Origin of the sequence: Chryseobacterium sp. GVT01B (genome assembly GCF_019970045.1) — a bacterium.
Taxonomy (GTDB): domain Bacteria; phylum Bacteroidota; class Bacteroidia; order Flavobacteriales; family Weeksellaceae; genus Chryseobacterium.
In genome coordinates this window covers 310,837-330,964 of the sequence record NZ_JAHXYI010000001.1, presented here as the reverse complement: position 1 = coordinate 330,964, position 20,128 = coordinate 310,837, and the positions used below count along the sequence as shown (strand labels likewise).

The following is a 20,128-nucleotide window of genomic DNA, read 5'->3' as shown; positions in this document are numbered from 1 at the left end:
AATGTATAGTTTTTCACCAAAATTAAAATCAACTTCTATAATACTTCTTGTTGTAGGTTTAGTTCTTTTCGGTATTGGTTTCTTTATGAACAAAGGAATTTCTACTGAGAAAATAGAACACATGATGGAAGCTGTTCATGCTTCTGGTCATGATGCTCCTACACACTCAAGTGAAATGGTTGGACCACAGGATCACGCAGCTCATTTAGAGCATGCTGAGCTTCAGGTTCACAATCAGCCATTAGCATCGCTGCACTTTGTAGCTGTCTTTTTCTTTGGAGTAAGTTGCGCTGTACTGTTCTTTTACTGTATTCAGCACGCAGCTCACGCAGGATGGCCTATTATCATCACAAGAGTAATGGAGGCTATTGCTTCTTATATTCCTTACGGTGGTGCAATCCTGGTTATCTTAATGATCTTAAACATCACTCATAATGGTCATTTATTCCACTGGATGGACCCTGAATTGACAAATCCAGAGTCTGCTCATTTTGACGTGATCCTATTTGAAAAGAAAAGATTCTTAAATATTCCTTTCTATGCAATCAGAACTTTAATCTACGTGATTGGTGCTTCTTTCTTTGCTTGGAAACTGAAAGCTCAGTCTAAAAAAGTAGACGAGACAAAATCAAAAGTGGAATATCAGTTTCTTTACAGATGGGCAGTAGGATATATCGTATTCTTCGGATTTGCTTCTGCAGCTTGGGCTTGGGACTGGTTGATGTCTATTGACCCTCACTGGTACTCTACAATGTACATCTGGTATTCAATGGTTAGCTGCCTTTCAAGTGGTATTGCTGTAATAATTTTATTAAGTGTTTATCTTAAGAAAAATGGTTTCTTACCACAGTTCAATGACAACCACTTACACGACTTAGGAGTTTTCCTTTTCGCTACAAGTATGCTTTGGACATATACATGGTTTGCTCAGTTCATGCTTTACTGGTATGCAAACGTTCCGGAAGAGGTTAACTACTTCTTCGGTAGATTCCAGCACTATGGTACTACGTTTTTACCAATGCTGATTGTAAACTTCTTATTACCGCTTTTGGTATTAGTAAGCAGCAGCATCAAGAGAAACTACAAAGTTGTAACAACAATGGCAGTAGTGGTTATCTTAGGACACCTTTTAGATTACTTCAACATGGTAATGCCTGGAACGGTAGGACCATACTGGAACACTCCTGAAGTATTCTTGTTAATCCTTGGAGCAGTTCTATTCGTAGCTGGACTATTTATGTTTACTGTACTTTCAGCTTTATCAAAACTGAAGTTGATTCCTACAGGAAACCCATTCTTACACGAATCTGAAATTTATGAGTATCCTTTCTAAGGACTTGTAACAAAATAATATTATAAAAGACTGATTGTTAAACAATCAGTCTTTTTTTATGCAATGACGCAAATAAGAATTTCAGGCAACCATTTTCTCTTTTTCTCATCTATATAAAAGTCTGTTGTATTATTAACACCAAAAACAAAATACTGCAATGAAAAAAATTCACTTTTTCTACCTTCTATTCACTCTGATCTCTGTATTCTCGAATGCACAGGTCATTACTTTTGTTTCTGAAAAAAATAATAACCCTCTTCCAAGAGTTTCCGTATTTGGCAAAGACGGAAGTATTCTCGCCTACTCTGATATTGATGGCAAAATTGACAAACAGTCACTGTCACCTGCTCAGGAAAAATTTCAGCTGGTTTATAATAACTTTCCGGTTGCCACACTATCCTACTCAGATTTTGATCAGCCAATCATTAAAATCAATGATCAGGTAAAAGAAATTGAAACCGTTGTTATTAAAAATAATAAGCCAGCCAAATACATTTTCATCAAAGGAAATTTTAACGCTTATGTAACCGTAAACAATAAACTGAATAGTTATGCAGACGGAATTGTAACCTATATTTTTGATAATAAGTCCAAAAAGCTGAAAAGCGCCAATGTAGAACAGTACAGAGTTTTCAGACTGGCAGAATCTAAAAATGAGAAAAAAGAAACTTCATCATGGGATTATGGAAATTCACTACAGCTTCCAAAACTTAAAAACGTAGGCAATCCTGAAGAATATAAAACAACAAAAAATATCATCAAAGAATTAAAAGGTGACCGCAAAGATCAGATCGAAGTAACTGGTGGCCTCCTTCAGGATAAAGAATTTTCATTCTTTGGATATAGATTTTACGATATAAAAACAATTCTAAACATGTCCTTTGAAAAAGGATCAGAAAAAACACTCAAAGATTTTCTGGAGTATAATGAACTTGTTTTTGTAAAATTGAAACACAAAAGCGAACCCAATTACAATCAGATAGCAGTGTATACTAATTTCTATCCAACAGAACTTAATTTCAGCAATGACAGTGATATTGAGAAAGTGAAATTTGATAAAGACAACAGTAATTACAAAACATCTTACTGGCAGGATTCATCATTTCCTAATATGCAGACTATTTTCAGTAGTTTTTTCAAAGGTGATCTAAAAGAACAGACCAATAAGAAATAATGAAAACTCGGTTCAGAAAGGCTTTCCATATTATAAATATTACTATTGAATTCTGAAATTAAAAGAACATCATCCATTTCCGGAAAAAAATAATAAATAAGCAAAAAACATAAAGTAAAAAATAAAATCCAGTATTAATAAAGGTTTTATTAAATTTGCAACAAACCAAATAAAAATGAAAAAGTTTTCTTTTCTACTTGTTTTCAGTCTGTTGCTTTTTACAGCATGTAAGAAAGATCATGTAGATGCTACGAATACTAAAACACTGCAGTCAAGTATCAATGATATGACTTCCAGTTTACCAACCATTAAACAGATTAAGTTTAATGAGGCTCTTTACATCCTTAAAACATTTGGCGTAGAAGCTGATGGTGATGTAAATGAACTAAAAGCCCTTGGAAAACTGATTAATGGAAAAAAAGTTCCTGAGATTATGTCGCTGGCAGACGAAGTTGCGCAGAAAAACGGAATAGAATGGGCCAGTACTGCCCCACCATCACTTGGAGAAATGAATATCTTCGGAGATGATAAAGCTAAAGAAAGCGATCCTAATGACGTAAAAGCAGGATCATTAAGCCTTATAACAAGACCTACAGGAGATGACGGAACCGGAGCTCCTACTGCCATTCAAATTGTACCAAGACTTGTAGATGCTGCAGGAAACCCTGTATCTTTTACAGGAGCAGGTCTGGAAGCAACCCTTGAAGTATTCAGTAACGGTGTAAGACTTGCTACCGCTAAAAACCTGATGCAGGATAATAACTTTAAAGGATTCAACCTAAAGTTCTCCTCTATTCCGGCAGCAAAAGTTGTAGATAACAAAATCGATATCACAGTTTCGGTAAAAACAACTGCAAAAACTTTCAAAATGTCAAAAATCGGTCTTGATGTGAATGAAGCAGCACTGAAAGTCCCTGCCATTCCTAAAACCGACACAACAGCTGTACCCGACCAACCGAGTGCTGTAATAGATCCTAATAACCCATCTGCAACCACCGGAACAACTACAGATCCTGCAACAGCAACTCCATCAGCACCAGCTGCTCCAAAACAGCCAACTGCAGATCCTAAAAATACAGTAAGTAAATTTTTGAACAGCGTAAGTTCACAAAACTTAAAAGCAGCTTACGAAACGGCCAGCAATCCAAGCTGGGGAAGTTATGAGTCTTTCTCAAATCCTACTTCAGGTTTCGGATCTGTGAAAAATGTAAGCGTAAAAAATATTACGACAAGTGGTGCCACAGCCAACAGTGCAAGCGTAAATGCTACCTATGATGTAACGGATAAAAGCGGGAAGACAACTTCATTAAAAGTAACTTTCGGGCTTAAAAATGTAAACGGAGACTGGAAAATTTCCAGCTATAAAATCAATTAATAAATGGCTTCAGCAGAACTGATCAAAAAATTAGAAGAAACAATTGAGAATATCCCTGATTTTCCGATTCCGGGAATACAGTTTAAGGATATTTCACCCATCTTTTTAGACCCGAAACTTTACGAAGACGTGATTGCAGATCTTGCAGCCTTCAGTAAAGGGAAAGTAGATGCAGTCTGCGGAATCGAAAGCCGTGGTTATTTGTTTGGAATTGCAATTGCCGTAGCATTGGAAGTTCCATTCATCTTAATCAGAAAAGCCGGAAAACTTCCTCCTCCTGTCATTTCAGAAAAATATGATCTGGAATATGGAAGTGCCATTATCGAAACCCGTGAAGGACAGATAAAACCGGGACAAAGAATTTTGATTCATGACGATCTTTTAGCAACCGGAGGAACTACTGAAGCAGCAGCCAAATTGGTAGAAAAACAGGGAGCAACGGTTTCCCAATTCAGTTTCCTTATCGGATTAAAAGATTTGAATGGTGACGAAAAGCTGAAAAAATTTGGTGCAGAAGTGTATCATATTTTAGGATATTAAGATATAATATATATGCTTCGACAGGCTCAGCATGACAATGCTAATAATTTACTGTAGGATTAGAACAAATAGTATTAGAAGTGTCACGCTGAGCTTGTCGAAGCTTCTTTTTTTAATAAATTCATCATTCCCGATTAGCAATTCACAAAATTTCATCAATAATACTCAGAAAGTATTTTGTAAATCTCTCAGAAACAATTAAATTTGCATTTCAATTTTTAAAAACTTATGGCAAAATTGGGAAAGAGTGCTCAGAACGAGCAAGAAGGTAAAGAAACGGTTGAGTTCTTTAAAGACCTTGACAGAGAAGCTTTAAACACTGAAAGATTTGTTGAAAAATATTCAAAACCTCTAGGTTTTGTATTTGGGGCATTAATTTTAGCAGTGTTAGGATTCTTCGCTTACAAGCAATTTGTAATTGCTCCAAAGAATGCTGAAGCTGTGAAAAGTTTCCTTTCTGCTCAAAAAAGTCTTACTGAAGGTAAAGATAAAGATGCTTTGGGTGGAAAATCTGCAGCTAACCCAGGTTTTGTAGGTACATATAACGAATATTCTTCTACTAAAATTGGTAAACTTTCATCTTATAATGCAGGTTTATTAAAGTTCAAGGAAGGAAAGTTCCAGGAAGCTTATGATCTTTTAGATCAATTTTCATCTGACAACAAAACTTTAGTAGCAATGAAATACGGAGCTATGGCAGATGCTAAATCAGGTCTTAACAAAAACGATGAAGCTTTAGCTTTATTAGACAAAGCAGCAACAGCTTCTGATGATCCGTATACAGCATACTATTTTACAAGAAAAGCAGGTATCGTTGCATTAGGATTGAAGAAAAATGCAGAAGCTAAGAAATACTTCTCTGCAATTGACGAGAAATATCAGGACTACGACAACGGAATGTCTGATTCTTATATTGAAATGACTAAATATTACTAAAAAATGGCAACAGTTAATCTTTCCGATTACAAGCCACTTCATATAACTAATGCCGAAGATTTTTCTATCGGCATTGTTTTTTCTGAGTGGAATGATTTTGTAACGTACAATCTTCGTGATGCAGCTTTGGAAATCCTTGAAAAAGAAGGGGTAAAACCTGAAAACATCAAACTTTTCCCTGTTCCCGGAGCTTTTGAACTCAACTATGCAAGCATGCAGCTTTGCAAAGAGAGAAAATATGACGCAGTAATTTCTATCGGGTGTGTAATCCGTGGGGAAACACCTCATTTTGATTATGTATGTTCTGCAGTAGCGCAGGGAATCAAAGACTGTAACATTATGACGGACACTCCTACAATTTTCTGTGTATTGACAGATGATACCAAAGAACAGTCTATCGCGAGAAGCGGTGGTGATCTTGGAAATAAAGGAGTTGAAGCAGCCGTTACAGCTCTTAGAATGATTGATTTCAAAAAGAAATTATCCGACAAAAAAGGAAATATCGGTTTCGGACACTCTTAACCGCAGATTACCTTAACAATATATTGGGACTATTTTTTAATAGTCCTTTTTTATTGGGTTATTTTAAATCATAAATCTTGCTAATAAACAGGATGTTTTTGTTTTTTTCTATCAAAAGTTCTGTACAAAAACTATCTTTGTGAAAACTAATAAAGACAGTAAATACATGTTTTTAAAAAAAATAAAACCGTTCCTATACTTAGGAGTTTTCTATCTTATTATTTCATTGATAATAAGAACAGTATTCTTTTTTCACCCTATCACTACTGCTAGTTTTGGATTTTTTGAAGTCGTGAAAGTACTGTTGATAGGTCTGGTAAATGATATTTTTGTATTCGTTCTTGCCAGTGCTATTCTCGCACTTTATTTTCTCTTCCTTTCCAATTCCAAATATAAAAAACCTTATGGCTACATTATTTTGGGAGCGTTGGTTCTGTTCTTCCTTTATATCTGGCTTATTCCGAATAACATTTTCAAGCAATATGGAGGTTCTATCATGGAGATAGCGCTTGTTTTTGTTGGAATAAAAACACTTTTCTTCGGATTGATGCTCTTCCTTCCTACCCAAAGAGTAAAGATTCGCAACATTCTGTACTTCATTACATTATTATTATATGTTCTTCTGATTATTTTCAACGGAGTAAGTGAATACTTCTTTTACAATGAATTCGGAGTTCGCTATAACTTTATTGCAGTAGACTACCTGATTTATACCAATGAAGTCATTGGAAATATTATGGAAAGTTATCCTGTGGTTCCTTTATTTTCCGGGATTATGATCGTTACGCTTACCATCACATGGTTCATTTATAAGAAAACAAAAGATGAACTGCTGGAACTTCCGGATTTTAAACAAAAAATGGTTCTTCTGGGGAGTTTCATTGTACTTTGTGCGCTTAGTGCACTTGCGATTCCTTCCTTAATGCAAATCAGGTCAGATAATGTATTTGCGGATGAAATTGAAGCCAACGGACTTCCAAAATTCTATTGGGCTTTTACTCATAATGAGCTGGATTACTTCCAGTTCTATTCACAGATCAATCAACAGCAGGCCGAAAAGAATTTCCTGAGCCAGTATCCCCAGCAGACATTATCAAGAAATATTGTTGCTGAGCAGCCTGAAATGAAGAAAAATGTAGTACTCATCTCTATCGAAAGTCTTTCTGCCGACTTTATGGAACATTACGGAAATACACAAAAAATCACTCCTTTCCTTGACAGCCTCGCAGATAAGTCTCTGATGTTTACCAATCTGTATGCTACCGGAAACAGAACAGTACGCGGGCTGGAAGCTTTAACACTGTGTATTCCGCCTACTGCGGGAGAAAGTATTATCAAAAGAGATGACAATAAAAACAAATTTACAACCGGGAGTGTATTCAAATCCAAAGGGTATGATGTCAAATTTTTATATGGAGGATACAGCTATTTTGATAATATGCAGGACTTCTTTGGTGGAAATGGCTACGGAATTGTAGACCGAAATAATTTTAAACCGGAAGAAATCACTTTTGCCAATGTTTGGGGAGTTGCTGATGAAGATATGGCTAAAAAAGCAATTCAGGTGATGAATACTGAAGCTAAGTCAGGAAAACCATTTTTCAATCACTGGATGACAGTTTCCAATCACAGACCTTTTACTTACCCTGACGGAAGAATTGATATTCCGGGAACGGCAAAATCCCGTGAAGGAGGTGTAAAATATACCGATTACTCCCTCAGATTGTTCTTTGATATGGCTAAGAAACAAGACTGGTATAAAAACACTGTTTTTGTTATCATTGCAGATCACTGTGCTTCGAGTGCAGGAAAAACCGAGCTTCCAATGGATAAATACAGAATCCCTGCAATGGTATTTTCAGAAGGATTTATTCAGCCTCAGAAGTTTGATGCACTGATGTCTCAGATCGATGTAATGCCAACCGTTTTAGGACTATTAAACTTCAGCTACCCATCTAAATTTTTAGGTCAGGATGTATTCAAACCGGAATTTCAGCCTAAAGCTTATGTTGCAACGTATCAGGATCTTGGATTTATAAAAGACGAACGTCTGACTATTATTTCCCCGGTAAAAAAGGTAAAACAATATTCTTTGGAACTGGAAAAAAGCGATCTGGCTCCAGCCTTTAAACTGTATTACGACGAAAAATTATTAAAAAATCCAGACCAGAAACTGGTAGATGATGCTGTGTCAGCCTATCAGTCTACATCTTACTGGCTGAAAACGAAACAACTTAACAGATAAATATCTAAATATTTTTAGCGTATAGTTTGGCATAAAATATTTAAATTAACGAATAAATTTATTACTATGAAATGGACAGACGACAGAGGCGGAAACGTTGATGACCGCCGTGGTTCCGGAGGAGGAAGTGGTGGTATGATCGTAGGCGGAGGACTTGGAACTTTAATTATAGCAGCCATTGTATTCTTTTTGGGAGGTGATCCATCCGGTATTTTAAATTCCGGCAGCATACAGCCTTCCGGAAATTCCGGAGAACAGAGAGAGCTTACATCCGGTGAAAAACAAATCGGGGAAATGGTAAAAATGATGGATGCATGGAATAGCCAGACCTGGAATCAGATTTTCACTGAAAACGGAATGACCTATACAGATCCGGGTATTGTTCTTTTTGAAAATACAACTTCTTCAGCATGTGGTACAGCTCAATCTGCCATGGGACCATTCTATTGTCCGGCAGATCAGAAGGTATATATGGATATGAGTTTTTTCGGTGAGCTTCAGCAAAAATTCGGGGCGAAAGTAACTGAATTTACGGTAGCTTATGTTCTTGCCCACGAAGTAGGACACCATGTTCAGACTCTTTTAGGAACCACTCAAAAAGTAGATGCGTTAAGAAGAAGCGGAAGATATTCTGAAGAACAAATGAACAGAGTATCTGTGGCCACAGAATTACAGGCTGATTTCTATGCCGGAGTTTGGGCAAAGAGAACCAATGACAGTAAGCATATACTGGAACCTGGAGACATTGAGTCTGCCATAGATGCTGCAGAAGCCGTTGGAGACGATAACATTCAGAAAAGAGGCCAGGGATATGTTAATCAGGAAAGCTTCACTCACGGATCATCTGCACAGCGTAAAGAATGGTTTATGAAAGGTTACAACACCGGAGATATCAGACAGGGAGATACTTTCAACCAATTATTAAAATAGTTTATCAGAATTATTCAGATTATACAAAATAAAATGCGGCCTTACTTTAAGGCCGCATTTTTATTTATTGCAATTCGATTGGATTAGAATTTTTCTTAGCTTCTTCCTTTACTCTTTCTTCCATTCTTTTCCTCATGTCCGCAGGGTTCTGATTTCCTCCACCGCCTCCCGGGCCTCTTCCTCCTCCCACTCTCACAGTAGTCGAGAATCCACCTTGTCCGCCACCTCCTTGGGTCATAAATGACATTGGATCTGTTTTGAATTTCTGCTGCTGCTTTAAATAATCTGCTCTTTTCACTTTTAATGTATTTCCAAACTGATTTAAAGCAGGGAGTTCGGCAATCTTATAGTTTTTCATTAAATCAAAAGAATAATCTCCTTTATCATCTTCCACTTTTACGATCAGTCCCGGAAGCCCTCCGAACTTGTAAGGCCCATCCTGATAAGGAAGATCTGTTGTAAACCACGCTGTCCATTTTCTTCCTCCAAAATCAGTCTCAGCCTTCTGAACTTTATACTCGCCTATTTTTCTCGTTTCTGATTCAATTTTCCAGTTCAGCGGCCTGTCCTCTTCATACGAATAGATATCACGGCCAATTCTGTCTTTGAAATAGGTCTTTTGATTGGTCTTATCCTTTTCCACGGAATAGTTGATATTCGTTCTCAGACTTTCCATCTGATCTCTGTTGATACTTCCTCTACCGCCGCCGCCCTGAAAGGCTTTTTGCATGATAGAGTCTCTTTTGATTCTGTTTTCAGAATAAAACACAGATTTTTCCGGAGAAATATCCAGATAAGCATTTTCAGTCTTGATGTCTGTTTTATTTTCTGCATCAGGCTTCATAGTCACCTGATACACAAACCTGTTAGTTTGTGCAGAAACATTCTGTATGAAGAGTGCCAATGCGATAATACCTAATTTTTTCATTTATATTTTTATTTATTTTAATTCAATTGGATTCTGATCTATACTTCCGGTAAAAGAATGGTTTTCTGTAGAAGAATTCTGCTGCATAGGGAAACTTTGATTTTCGTTACCCATTCCCCGATGCATTCCACCACCTCCATGGCCGCCACTTCTCATTCCGCCTCCGTTCATACCACCGCTGTGTCTTCCTCCGGCATTTATATTTCCACTTCCTGTATTTCCGGCTATAGCTTTTCTGTTTTTACCAAACTCCAGTTCCAATGCAGCTTTATCACCATGAAAATTAACTCTTGTGCTTTGTTTAGCATCGGAATTTAACTGTTCTTCAAAAGCATTTTTAACGGTAATTTTTTTAACAAGATCAAATTTATAGTCTCCTTTGTCATCTTCCAGCTTCACTATCAATCCCGGTAATCCTGAGAATTTATATGGGCCGTCAGAAACTGGAATTTCATTTGTAAACCAGGCTGTCCAGACTCTGCCGCCAAATTCGGCAACTGCTTTTTGAGCCGGATACCCATTTTGTTTATCAACTATATCTGTTACATTCCATTTTACAGGTCTGTCTTCCTGATAGTAAATTTGTTTTCCGGCTGCTCTTTCATAATAATACACTTTCTGTTCCGGAATACTCTTCGTAATAAAATATTCAAAGAAAGTAGGTTCAAAATTTTTCTTGCCTTCCAACTTTGATAAATCTTTTTCCTCTTTTTTATCATTTTCTTTCGCTTCTGATCTTAGAGAAATAAAAAGAGAGTCTCTTTTCAATTTATTTTCACTGATAAATAAAGATCTTTCTCCTTTTACATCCAGAAAAGTCCTTTCGCTTTTCATGCTAACCAGATTGATAGAATCCGGGTTTACCAGCGTTTCATAAACATATCTTGTGGTCTGTCCGTAAGACACTGCAGTGAGAAACAACACAAAAAAAGCAGTTATTTTTTGTTTCATTACCAATTTTATTTATAGATATGAAATACGTTTCAAGGTTAAAATGAGAAATAAAATCTTCACATAAGCATAACAATTTTATCTAATTTTAACAGAAATAACCCTTTTCAATCTTGCTATTAATATCAGAATCATTAAAATAGATATCTTCGATTTGAGATTGCGGAAATTAGTTCGTATTTTTGCATCATTAAATCATTCTAAATAAATACAATGATAAAAGTATCAGACTATGCAAAGGAGAAAGCCATTCAGTTGATGACTGAAGATGGTTTTAACCCTGCTGAAGATTATATAAGAGTAGGGGTGAAAAGCGGCGGATGCTCTGGTTTAGAGTATGTTTTAAAGTTTGATAACCAAAAAACAGACACAGATCAGATATTTGAAGATAATAACATCAAAATTATTATAGATAAAAAATCCATCCTTTATTTGGCAGGAACAACTCTTGAGTATTCAGGAGGATTGAACGGAAAAGGGTTTGTATTTAACAACCCGAATGCATCCAGAACATGTGGATGTGGAGAATCATTTAGTCTTTAAGAAAAGGCCTTAGATCCTAGACTTCAGATCTCAGAATCATTCTGAATTTTGAAATCTAAAATCTGAAATCTAAAAAAAAGTAATGAGTAAATATACAGAAGACGATTTAAGAGTCGATCTAGAAAATAAAAAATATGAATTCGGTTGGGAAACCAAAATTGATTATGAAGATTTCCCGATCGGTTTAAATGAGGATATCATCCGTGCCATCTCTGCTAAAAAAGAAGAGCCGGAATGGATGACTGAATGGCGTTTGGAATCTTTCAAAATCTGGTTGAAAATGGTAGAGCCTAACTGGGCGAATATCAAATATGAAAAACCGGATTTTCAAGCAATCCGTTACTATGCTGCCCCTAAAGTAAAGCCGGAGCTAGCTAGTCTTGACGAGGTAGATCCTGAATTGCTGAAAACATTTGCAAAATTAGGAATCAATATCGAAGAGCAGAAAAGACTTTCAGGAGTTGCTGTAGATATCGTAATGGACTCAATTTCTGTGAAAACTACTTTCCAGGATACATTGGCAGAGAAAGGAATTATTTTCTGCTCAATTTCTGAGGCCATTAAAAACCACCCTGATTTAGTAAGAAAATATCTTGGAAAAGTAGTTCCAAGAGGAGATAATTTCTATGCAGCATTGAATTCCGCAGTATTCTCTGACGGAAGTTTCTGTTATATTCCAAAAGGGGTAAAATGTCCAATGGAGCTTTCCACTTATTTCCGTATCAACCAGGCAGGAACAGGACAGTTTGAAAGAACGCTGCTTATTGCTGATGAAGGAAGTTATGTTTCTTATCTTGAAGGCTGTACAGCACCGTCAAGAGATGAAAACCAGCTTCACGCTGCGGTAGTGGAACTGATCGCTTTAGACAATGCTGAAATCAAATATTCAACCGTTCAAAACTGGTATCCTGGTAATGAAGAAGGTAAAGGAGGGGTATTCAACTTTGTAACGAAAAGAGGACTTTGTGAAAGAAATGCAAAAATCTCATGGACACAGGTTGAAACAGGTTCTGCAGTAACATGGAAATATCCGTCTTGTATCCTTAAAGGAGACAATTCTATCGGAGAGTTCTACTCTATCGCGGTAACCAATAACCACCAGTATGCAGATACAGGAACAAAAATGATTCACATAGGGAAGAATACCAAATCAACCATTATTTCAAAAGGTATTTCTGCAGGAAAATCTCAAAATTCATACAGAGGACAGGTGAAAGTAATGCCTTCTGCAAAAGGAGCAAGAAACTTCTCACAATGTGACTCTTTATTGATGGGTAATGAATGTGGTGCCCACACTTTCCCTTATATTGAAATCAAAGATCCTACGGCACAGTTAGAGCACGAGGCAACGACTTCAAAAATTGGAGAAGATCAGATTTTCTACTGTAACCAGAGAGGTATTGATACGGAAAGAGCAATTGCCTTGATCGTAAATGGTTTCAGTAAAGAAGTTTTAAACAAGCTTCCGATGGAATTTGCTATTGAAGCACAGAAATTACTTGAGATTTCATTAGAAGGATCAGTAGGATAAAATAAATATGGTAGTTACAGAAAGATTAATTTTAAGAAAACCAGCAAAAGAAGATTTTGAAAGTTTCTTTGAAATTAATCATGACCCTGAAACCAATATTCATAACCCAAGCGGACCCATGAGCTTTGAAAAAGCAGAGAATACATTTACAAAAATGCTTGATCATTGGGACAGCCATCATTTTGGAAGCTGGGCTATTGCTGAAAAGGAAAGCCCTGAAAATATAATAGGTTTTGGAGGACTGAGCTACAAACTCTACGGAGACAAAGAAAAATTGAATTTAGGCTATCGTTTTGCTTCCCAGGCATGGGGGAAGGGATACGCCACAGAATTCACAAAGAAAGCTATAGATTTTGGCTTTAAGGAGAACAATGAAGAAATATTCGCAATTGTTCGTCCTACCAATATAGCTTCTGTTAAAGTTTTGGAAAAGGCAGGTATGATCAAAATCGGGACTCTTAATGATGTTCCTGGTCAACCTGAAAGTTTAGTATATAGAATTCAAAAATAATTTGTTTAAGCAAATAAAATGTTAGAAATTAAAAACCTTCACGCCAAAATTGAAGATGGCGCAGAAATATTAAAAGGTATTAATCTTGAAATAAAGCCAGGTGAAGTTCACGCTATCATGGGGCCGAACGGAGCCGGGAAATCTACCCTTTCTTCTGTAATCGCTGGAAAAGAGGATTACGAGGTGACTGGTGGAGAAATCCTTTTCCAGGGAGAAGACATCAGTGAAGACGCTCCTGAAGATAGAGCACACAAAGGAATTTTCCTTTCTTTCCAATATCCAGTGGAAATTCCGGGAGTTTCTGTAACGAACTTTATCAAGGCTGCTTTAAACGAAACAAGAAAAGCAAATGGATTGGAAGAAATGCCGGCAAAAGAAATGCTTGCATTAATCCGTGAAAAATCTGAAAAACTGGGTATCAAGAAAGATTTCCTTTCAAGATCATTAAACGAGGGATTCTCCGGAGGTGAAAAGAAAAGAAACGAGATCTTCCAGATGATGATGCTTAATCCTAAATTAGCTATCCTTGATGAGACTGATTCAGGATTGGATATCGATGCTTTAAGAATCGTAGCAGATGGAGTAAACCACTTTAAAAATGAAGGAAATGCAGTTCTTTTGATTACGCACTATCAAAGATTGCTTAACTATATTCAACCTGACTTCGTTCACGTTTTAGCAGATGGAAAAATCATCAAAACCGGTGATAAATCTTTAGCATTAGAGCTTGAAGAAAAAGGTTACGACTGGCTTCTTAACTAAGAAGAATATATTATTTCAGAGATTAAAATTTTTAGCAATCATTCATTCGTGAAGCCTGTCAAAATAAAGAATCTCTACTATTAAAAATTGGATTCCCTATTCCTCGGAATAACAATATTTTAGTTCAAAAAAAAAGAAAAAATGGTGCAAACCACAGATATACCAGTAATGGCATTAAAAGAACAACTTACAGAGAACCATAATGAATTTTTGGAGAGTCTTCGTCACAGATTTCTGGATGATGAAAGAAAAGCAGCTCTTCAGAGATTTGCAGACCTTGGTTTTCCTACTAAAAAAGACGAAGAATATAAATATACCAATCTAAAGGAAATCACGGAAAAAAGCTACAACTTCTTCCCGAAAGAGAACCACAATATCACTAAGGAGCAGTTTGATGAATTGCACCTTGGGGAAGAAAATTTTGATTGGATTGTTTTTGTAAACGGTAAACTTCACAAAGAGCTTTCTAAAGTTTCTATTGAAAATGTAGAATTTCTTTCATTCAACTATGCATTAAACGATGAGAAGCATAAAGAGGTTTTTGAAAAATATTTCAATACGATTGCTTCTAAAGAACAGGCTTTTACTAACCTGAACCTTGCTTATTGCAAATATGGATTCTTCCTTAAGGTTCCTAAAAATGTAGTGATTGAAAAACCAATCCACGTTTTCTATATTTCTCAAAATCAGGAGGAAAACACATTCTACAATACAAGAAATCTTTTGATTGTAGAAGAAGGAGCCAAAGTAGAAGTGATTGAAAGCCACCATAATTTTGACAGCACGTATGTATTGACAAACTCTGTAACGGAGATCTTTACTTATCCGAATGCAAAAGCAGACTGGCACAAACTTCAGAATGACAACAACACAACCTATCTTATCGACAGTACTTTCGCAAGACAGGAGAAAGACAGTTTAACGACTGTAAACACATTCTCTTTCGGAGGTAAACTGGTAAGAAACAACCTTGATTTTATTCATAATGGATCTAATATCAATTCATTCATGAACGGGATCACAATCATTGGGAAAGATCAGTTGGTAGACCACCACACGGCAGTTCACCACAATTTCCCGAACTGTGAAAGTTATCAGAACTACAAAGGAATCTTTGATGGCAATGCCCATGGAGTTTTCAATGGAAAAGTTTTCGTTGACAAAATTGCTCAGAAAACAAATGCTTATCAGCAAAACAACAACGTATTGCTAAGTGAGGGGGCAAGTATTGATACAAAACCTCAGTTGGAGATCTTTGCAGATGATGTAAAATGTTCTCACGGTTGTACCGTAGGTCAATTGAATGAAGATGCTTTATTTTATCTGAGAGCAAGAGGAATCTCTAAAAAAGAAGCTCAGGCATTACTTTTATATGCTTTCGCAAATGATGCCATGCAGAACATTGATATTGAGCCTCTAAAGGAAAAAATTTCTAAGCTATTGGCTGAAAAACTAGGAGTAGATATAGAATTCTAAGACTTATATATATTGATACGAAAAAGCACTTCTTTTTGAAGTGCTTTTTTTATTTCTTACGAGTTCTCTCTTATTTCTTTAACCAGCCTTGGTTATCCTTATTATCCGAACGTTTCTTACCATTATCAAAATTATAAGCCAGACCTACGCCCAACGTCTGCTTCAACTGTGTCTTCCAGATCTGATTGTGGTCATACAGAAGATCCAGGGTAATATTGGATGAAATATATTTATTGATCTTCATATTTAAAACCGCTCCGTAAGCCAGTACCAATCTATCCGGATGATCCAGATAATTTGAAAATACAGACGCTGTATTCGTCAGATTAATATTCTCCATGATTTTGATCTTATAGATGGCTGTTCCAAGAAAACCGAACTGGAAAAGTGATGAATCACCATCATTTTTAAGGCCATACGTTCCGGCAGTCTGGAGATCCTTGTCTAAAACAAAAGTCCATCTCGCATTAGCAGGACGCAATGTTACGGTCAGATTATCATTAGGACGGTAAGTAACCCCTGCACCTACATTTAAATATCCGGGAGCCATGAAATTGGAAATCTTTTTAGCATCAGGATTGTTTCCATCTTCATATCCCGGAGCAAACTGAGTCTGAAGGCCTGCTCCTGCGGAGAAATACCAGCTTTCGGCAAATTTTCTACCATAGTTTGTAGAAAGGTTAATAACATCCTGAGTTTTTCTCACTCCTGTTCCCTGGGTATTATTCTGTCCATAACCCAGAATAATGATATTTTCCCAAAGATCTTTCCCCTTCTCATAAGTCAGGTTGTAATTGACACCGGCAAGCCATCCTACGTTGTTGGCTCCACCACCTACCCAGTTTGAAAAGGCAGCCTGATTAAGCATTAATGTATTTTGTCCCTGAATAGACCAGGCTTTAACGGTGTCTGCTGCAGGAGCATCTGTTTTAGTTTCTTGCGCCAAAGCTATCGCTCCAAAAGAAATGGAACCGATCAATAAAAGTTTTTTCATAATGTCGATTTATTACAAATGTATAAATAATAATCTACGTCAGAAGAAAATTCACTTTAAAATGAATTTAACATAGTTGATTTTTCGCTTATAATACAATGAAAATAAATCATTTAAACAAAACTCTATTACACCCCAAACTTAAGTCAACTTAAAACTACAGTATTTTCAAAACAAAAAACACCTCATTTCTGAAGTGTCTTTATATTAAAATTGATTTCTCATATTACTTTTTAATCCACCATTGACTGTCCTTACGATCAGAACGCTTCACACCATTATCAATGGTATAAGCGAACCCAATTCCAAGGGTTTGTTTCAGCTGCGTTTTCTCGATTTGGTTGTGATCATACAGTAAATCAACCGTCACATTGGATGAAATATATTTGTTGACTTTAAGGTTCAACAGAGCTCCATAAGCAAGAACCAGCCTGTCCGGACGGTCAAGGTAATTCGAGAAGACTGAAGCCGTATTTGTCAAATAAATATCTTCCATTATTTTCAGCTTATAAATGGCCGTTCCAAGAAAACCGAATTGCAATAAAGAAGAATCACCATCGTTTTTCAAACCATAACTTCCTGCTGTCTGAAGGTCTTTATCCAAAACAAATGTCCATCTGGCGTTGGTAGGACGTAAAGTCACCGTCAGATCATCATTGGGTCTATAGGTGATACCCATCCCGACGTTCAGGTAGCCCGGGGCCATAAAATTTGAGATCTTTTTGGCTTCAGGGTTGTTTCCATCTTCATATCCTGCAGCAAACTGTGATTGCAATCCCGCACCTAAAGAGAAATACCAGCTTTTTGAGAATTTTCGCCCATAATTGGTAGAAACGTTGATCACATCCTGCGTTTTTCTTATTCCCAATCCTTTGGTATCATTCTGTCCATACCCCAGAATAATGATATTCTCCCAGAGGTCGTTGTCTTTTTCATACGTCAGATTGTAATTGATCCCGGCAAGCCATCCTACGTTGTTGGCTCCACCTCCTACCCAGTTTGAAAAGGCAGCCTGATTGATCATTAATGTGTTTTTTCCTATCACCGACCAGTATTTTACTGTATCAGCCACAACAGAATCTTTCTTCAATTCTTCTTGTGCACTTGCATAAATCCCCATAAAAAAGGAAAGAATCAATAAAAACTTCTTCATTACTCAAATAATTTTCATTGCAAAAGTATTAATATAATTTTTTTTAAAGGTAAATTCAGCTTTAAAGAATGCTATTAATTACCTAACAATAAGATATCTCTATAAAATCAATGCCAAAATAATAAGTTTAAAAAATAAATTTGAAACCTTTTGTCTTAAAATCAGGTAGGTAGAAACTGATTCATCGACAAATTTTCCGAAATTTATCATTGGCTTTTGATTTGACGTAAAATCCTCATGTTTAAAAATGCAATTTCCAAAAGAGCGATTATATACCCTTTGCTGATGCTTTCTGCGATGTGGTTCGGGTATTTCTTACAAATGCAGGGCTTTTTTCAAAGCTGCTTTGGAGCGATCATTCCACTTTTGCCTGAAGGACTGCTCGGTATCGTTACCTCTCCTCTTTTACATGGAAATATAGATCATATTATAGGAAACTCTATTCCGATAGCTGCACTTATGTTTTTGCTCTATCAGTTTTATCCTGTGGTTGCTAACAAAGTTTTTATTATCGGCTGGCTGGCAACAGGGCTTTTGGTATGGCTTCTTCCTCCAATCGACATTCTCTCCGGTGAATATATGTACACATGTACAATCGGAGCCAGTGGTGTAGTGTATGTACTTGCCTTCTTCCTTTTTTTTAGCGGTGTATTTAAATGGAATACAAAACTTCTGACCATTTCAATGCTTGTTGTCCTATATTATGGAAGTTTAGTCTGGGGAATGCTGCCGGAAGAGTTGTTTTATAACATGCAGGAGCCGAGTAAAATTTCGTGGCAGGCCCATCTTTCCGGAGCTGTAGTCGGAAGTATTATTGCATTTGCCTTCAAAAATGTTGGAGAAAAGAAGAAAAAGTTCATTTGGGAATTCCCTAATTATTATAGTGAAAAGGATGATAAACTGTGGCAGGAATACAAAGAAAACCATCCGGAAGATTTTATGGAACTTCCGTATAAAAAAAGAGATGATATCTGGGATCATTTGGATGAATTGAGGAAGAGATAACACTTAATTCACTACATTTGAAAAAAAACACACATGATTTCCCAAGAATACTTATATGCAATCGCCCTCCGCGAGTGCAGCCAGATAGGCGACATTCATTTTCATAAACTTGTCCGTACTTTTGGAAGTGCCCAGGAAGCCTGGAGAAGAGCAAAGAAAGAATACAAAAAGCTGGAAGGCATAGGACAAAAAACAGTTTCAGACATTGGGAATAATAAGCATTTGGAATTCGCAGAAGAAGAATTAAATTTTTGCGAAAAGAATAATATTCAGGTCAGGCTGAAACATCTTGGTGAAACACCTTTTCTGCTTAACGAATGTAATGATGCACCTGCTATTCTTTATCAAAAAGGAAACATTGATGATTCAATTTCAAAAGTCAGTATCGTCGGAACCAGGAATATGACGTCATATGGCCGGCAGTTTATTGAAGACTTGTTTGAAGCCTCTCAATCTTCTACTTATCTATCGGTAAGCGGCCTTGCTCTAGGAGTTGACAAAGAGGTTCATGAGCAGTCTATTCTTCATCAGAAACCTACAATAGCTGTCCTTGCACACGGCTTTCAATATTTATATCCGGCAAAAAACAGGAAGCTTTCTGAGAAAATTCTTCAGGAAGGTGGAGCATTAATCACAGAGTTCAGCTCTTCCCAAAAACCAGACCGTGAAAACTTCATTCAGAGAAATAGAATTGTAGCAGGAATGTCCCCCGCAACCATTGTAGTGGAAACCGGTTTTGGAGGAGGTTCTGTAAGTACCGCCGCTTTTGCCAATGATTATAATAGGGACGTTTTTGCCCTTCCAGGGAAAATTACAGATCTCTGCAGCCAGGGATGTAATCAGCTGATTTTCCATAACAAAGCAACAGCCATTTCTACCATAAAAGATCTTATCGGTATGTTGGGGTTTAATGCTCCTAAAGAAAAAATTGGAGAGTTATTTCCTTATAGCGAGACCATAGTACAATTACCTGATAATCAGAATTTAATATATCAATCCATTAAAGAAGAGCCTCTGATTTCTTTGGATGATCTATCTCAGAAAATTGGGCTTGCCACGCACAAAATTTTACCAATAATTTTAGAATTGGAACTTTTAGGGAAAGTAAAATCATTTTCCGGGAGGCAATTCATGGCAATTTAAGATTTAATGATTTCTTAATATTGCATTATTTCACACATAACATTTCATTTTTAATAAAATTTGAACACAAATTATC

At 36.6% G+C, this 20,128-nt stretch carries 19 protein-coding genes; 15 read left to right on the top strand and 4 right to left on the bottom strand.

Features of this window, described 5'->3' with window-relative positions:
• Position 1: 1 nt before the first annotated feature.
• The 8 genes from LC457_RS01560 (at position 2) to LC457_RS01525 (ending at position 9,055) form a co-directional block, all read left to right on the top strand.
• The gene (locus LC457_RS01560; RefSeq protein WP_047422176.1) at positions 2–1,333 is read left to right on the top strand and encodes a hypothetical protein; all 1,332 of its coding nucleotides are present in this window, start codon (positions 2–4) and stop codon (positions 1,331–1,333) included.
• Between the two features lie 157 nt (positions 1,334–1,490).
• The gene (locus LC457_RS01555) at positions 1,491–2,507 is read left to right on the top strand and encodes a hypothetical protein (protein WP_223598326.1); all 1,017 of its coding nucleotides are present in this window, start codon (positions 1,491–1,493) and stop codon (positions 2,505–2,507) included.
• A 175-nt stretch (positions 2,508–2,682) separates the two neighbouring features.
• Positions 2,683–3,882: a hypothetical protein gene (locus LC457_RS01550; protein WP_223598325.1), complete on the top strand. Its 1,200-nt coding sequence runs from the start codon at positions 2,683–2,685 to the stop codon at positions 3,880–3,882.
• A gap of 3 nt (positions 3,883–3,885) precedes the next feature.
• Positions 3,886–4,422, top strand: coding sequence for an adenine phosphoribosyltransferase (locus LC457_RS01545; RefSeq protein WP_047380195.1), 537 nt, complete (start codon positions 3,886–3,888; stop codon positions 4,420–4,422).
• A 228-nt stretch (positions 4,423–4,650) separates the two neighbouring features.
• Complete coding sequence (locus tag LC457_RS01540) at positions 4,651–5,358, top strand: tetratricopeptide repeat protein (protein WP_213277670.1); 708 nt, start codon at positions 4,651–4,653, stop codon at positions 5,356–5,358.
• Positions 5,359–5,361: 3 nt separating this feature from the next.
• Positions 5,362–5,880 carry a 6,7-dimethyl-8-ribityllumazine synthase gene (ribH, locus tag LC457_RS01535; RefSeq protein ID WP_034734563.1) on the top strand — a complete coding sequence of 173 codons (519 nt, stop codon included), beginning with the start codon at positions 5,362–5,364 and terminating at the stop codon, positions 5,878–5,880.
• A 166-nt stretch (positions 5,881–6,046) separates the two neighbouring features.
• Complete coding sequence (locus LC457_RS01530; protein ID WP_223598601.1) at positions 6,047–8,125, top strand: LTA synthase family protein; 2,079 nt, start codon at positions 6,047–6,049, stop codon at positions 8,123–8,125.
• A 66-nt stretch (positions 8,126–8,191) separates the two neighbouring features.
• Positions 8,192–9,055 (top strand): neutral zinc metallopeptidase, encoded by an 864-nt coding sequence (locus LC457_RS01525; RefSeq protein ID WP_223598324.1) that lies wholly within the window; start codon positions 8,192–8,194, stop codon positions 9,053–9,055.
• Between the two features lie 64 nt (positions 9,056–9,119).
• On the opposite strand, the gene LC457_RS01520 is transcribed toward LC457_RS01525, so the two are convergent.
• Both LC457_RS01520 and LC457_RS01515 read right to left on the bottom strand, forming a co-directional pair.
• Positions 9,120–9,983, bottom strand: a complete 864-nt coding sequence (locus LC457_RS01520; RefSeq protein WP_223598323.1) for a GLPGLI family protein — start codon at positions 9,981–9,983, stop codon at positions 9,120–9,122.
• Between the two features lie 12 nt (positions 9,984–9,995).
• Positions 9,996–10,934: a GLPGLI family protein gene (locus LC457_RS01515; protein ID WP_223598322.1), complete on the bottom strand. Its 939-nt coding sequence runs from the start codon at positions 10,932–10,934 to the stop codon at positions 9,996–9,998.
• 213 nt (positions 10,935–11,147) lie between these two features.
• Between LC457_RS01515 and LC457_RS01510 the strand changes: the two genes are divergently transcribed.
• From LC457_RS01510 to sufD, 5 genes are all read left to right on the top strand, one after another.
• Entirely contained in the window at positions 11,148–11,477 is a 330-nt protein-coding gene (locus tag LC457_RS01510) for an iron-sulfur cluster assembly accessory protein (protein ID WP_027372006.1), read from the top strand.
• Positions 11,478–11,559: 82 nt separating this feature from the next.
• A complete protein-coding gene (gene sufB / locus LC457_RS01505; RefSeq protein WP_223598321.1) occupies positions 11,560–13,008 on the top strand; it encodes a Fe-S cluster assembly protein SufB in 1,449 nt (482 codons plus the stop codon).
• 7 nt (positions 13,009–13,015) lie between these two features.
• Positions 13,016–13,519 carry a GNAT family N-acetyltransferase gene (locus tag LC457_RS01500; RefSeq protein ID WP_223598320.1) on the top strand — a complete coding sequence of 168 codons (504 nt, stop codon included), beginning with the start codon at positions 13,016–13,018 and terminating at the stop codon, positions 13,517–13,519.
• An 18-nt stretch (positions 13,520–13,537) separates the two neighbouring features.
• The gene (sufC, locus tag LC457_RS01495; protein WP_047376159.1) at positions 13,538–14,281 is read left to right on the top strand and encodes a Fe-S cluster assembly ATPase SufC; all 744 of its coding nucleotides are present in this window, start codon (positions 13,538–13,540) and stop codon (positions 14,279–14,281) included.
• Between the two features lie 141 nt (positions 14,282–14,422).
• Positions 14,423–15,757, top strand: coding sequence for a Fe-S cluster assembly protein SufD (sufD, locus tag LC457_RS01490; protein ID WP_374200527.1), 1,335 nt, complete (start codon positions 14,423–14,425; stop codon positions 15,755–15,757).
• Positions 15,758–15,827: 70 nt separating this feature from the next.
• Here sufD and LC457_RS01485 read toward each other — a convergent pair whose 3' ends face one another.
• On the bottom strand, positions 15,828–16,751 hold the full coding sequence (locus tag LC457_RS01485) for a DUF3078 domain-containing protein (protein ID WP_223598319.1): 924 nt from the start codon (positions 16,749–16,751) through the stop codon (positions 15,828–15,830).
• 226 nt (positions 16,752–16,977) lie between these two features.
• Positions 16,978–17,904 carry a DUF3078 domain-containing protein gene (locus LC457_RS01480; RefSeq protein WP_223598318.1) on the bottom strand — a complete coding sequence of 309 codons (927 nt, stop codon included), beginning with the start codon at positions 17,902–17,904 and terminating at the stop codon, positions 16,978–16,980.
• Positions 17,905–18,141: 237 nt separating this feature from the next.
• Here LC457_RS01480 and LC457_RS01475 point away from each other — a divergent pair, with 237 nt between their 5' ends.
• Both LC457_RS01475 and dprA read left to right on the top strand, forming a co-directional pair.
• Entirely contained in the window at positions 18,142–18,909 is a 768-nt protein-coding gene (locus LC457_RS01475; protein WP_213277661.1) for a rhomboid family intramembrane serine protease, read from the top strand.
• Between the two features lie 33 nt (positions 18,910–18,942).
• Positions 18,943–20,052, top strand: coding sequence for a DNA-processing protein DprA (gene dprA / locus LC457_RS01470; protein WP_223598317.1), 1,110 nt, complete (start codon positions 18,943–18,945; stop codon positions 20,050–20,052).
• The last annotated feature ends 76 nt before the right edge of the window (positions 20,053–20,128 follow it).